The sequence below is a fragment of the Bacteroides fragilis genome, assembly GCF_019583405.1.
In the GTDB taxonomy this organism is placed as follows: domain Bacteria; phylum Bacteroidota; class Bacteroidia; order Bacteroidales; family Bacteroidaceae; genus Bacteroides; species Bacteroides fragilis_B.
In genome coordinates, this window is record NZ_SZUU01000028.1 from 1 (window position 1) to 1,697 (window position 1,697).

The 1,697-nt window shown below is 32.2% G+C and carries 2 protein-coding genes and 1 pseudogene; all 3 read left to right on the plus strand.

The window, feature by feature from the left end:
* A pseudogene (locus FDF36_RS20930) lies at positions 1-185 on the plus strand (TIGR04149 family rSAM-modified RiPP); the annotation flags it as partial.
* A gap of 72 nt (positions 186-257) precedes the next feature.
* Positions 258-1,487, plus strand: a complete 1,230-nt coding sequence (locus FDF36_RS20935) for a tight junction protein ZO-3 (RefSeq protein ID WP_233484597.1) — start codon at positions 258-260, stop codon at positions 1,485-1,487.
* A gap of 143 nt (positions 1,488-1,630) precedes the next feature.
* Positions 1,631-1,697: TIGR04149 family rSAM-modified RiPP (locus FDF36_RS20940; protein ID WP_220392684.1), on the plus strand; the 67-nt coding region annotated here is incomplete at its 3' end.

The window sequence follows — 1,697 nt, forward strand, 5'->3', positions numbered from 1 at the left end:
GCAATTATGAAGGTAAACCCGGTGGCTCTAGTACTAGTGCTAATGATAGTGCCAATAATGCTCATGGGTATACATCAGATGGTTCTCATCCATGTTGTTCTACTACTGACCCCAAACCGGAATTTCCTGAAATAACACCACCGCCATTTTGGAATCCCCAAGATGCTCTTTGTGGACATTTTTAAATAGGGTAAAATAGAACGGTACTGTTATATGAAATATTTAATAGTACTGTTCTTAATAATTATATGTTTCCAATGAATAAAGGATTGTGTTCTGTATTTTTATTTTTCATAATTTGTGTGAGTTGTGGTTATCCTCAACAATATACAGAGATTATAAATGGTGGGGGAAAGGTACATTTTTGTATAAATCCAAAAGATAGGCAGATAGTTTTACCTGTGCAATTGAATGACAGTATCACGGCTCGCTTAGGATTTGATACTGGAGGACAATTTGTGTTAGACTCGATGTTTTGTGCAACACATTCTAGTATTAAACATCGTTTGTTTTCAGATGCGCAATTACGAAATGGCTCTGGTTGGGCTAACTTTCTTGTCACTTGTTCTATTTATTCTAATGCCCCAATTGTTAGGGTTGGAAAGGCGTCTTTGAAATATGATGTTACTCAAATTATGAATTGGAAATGGTATATGAATAGTTCTTCAGAAGGAATGTTTAATATCCCTCCTAACGATACTATGCATGTGTGGGAGCTGAACTTTGAGCATAATTATATGGAGATTCATTTGGCGCAGAATTATCGAATGCCTGATAATAGTTTGATATTTCCATTAGTTAGAAAAAAAGAATATCCTAATTTACTCTATGTCAGATTACCTATTAAGATGGAATGTGCTAGTAGTGACACATTAATGATAAATCGTATGTTCATGATAGATACGGGAATGGCTTGGGATATCGTCTTAATGCAAGAAGCTAATGAGTTTTCTTTCTTTAATAAACAGGAGGATGTTGTTTGGACTAAATATCTAAATAGATATCATCGCTATTGTCCTGTAGATGCTATTTTAGCTGATACTTTGAGAATGGATTCATTACGAGTTTATACTTTTGATTTTATTAATAGAGCGCCATCTAATTATTTGATTGGGCAGAATTTTCTTAAAAGATTTAATGTTTTCTTTGATATGAAACATCAAAGAATTGGTTTTCAGCCAATACCTAATTTTACTCGTGTTGTTAATCCTTTGCATCAGCGATTTCATATTTTGGTTGAAAAAAATAGATATGGGAGGTGGATCATTACTAGGGTCGCTGATTCTAAGGACAATTATTATAAAGCTGCTGGGTTAAGAGAAGGCGATGAAATTAAAACTGTGAATGGAAAAAATTATGAAGATTATCTTTATAAAAATCATCGTTTGTTTGAAAAGCAAGATACATTATTATATGAAGTTATTCGTAAAGAGAAGATTCTTAAAATAGTTGTAGCTGTTAATAAAGAAGAAATACAAGGTGATTGAAATATATTGTTGCATATGGCTTGTTTGTTATATATTGGACTATTAAGTTTCTTTCTTTTTTGTTCTAACAAATACCTGTAACATTGGAAATCTATGTGATTTTTACGAAGAACATTAAATATTGATTTTAAAATGATTAAAGTATGAAATTAAGAAAACTGAAACTGAATGAAGCTTCAAAAGCTGAATTGAATGAGCGTGAGATGTGTC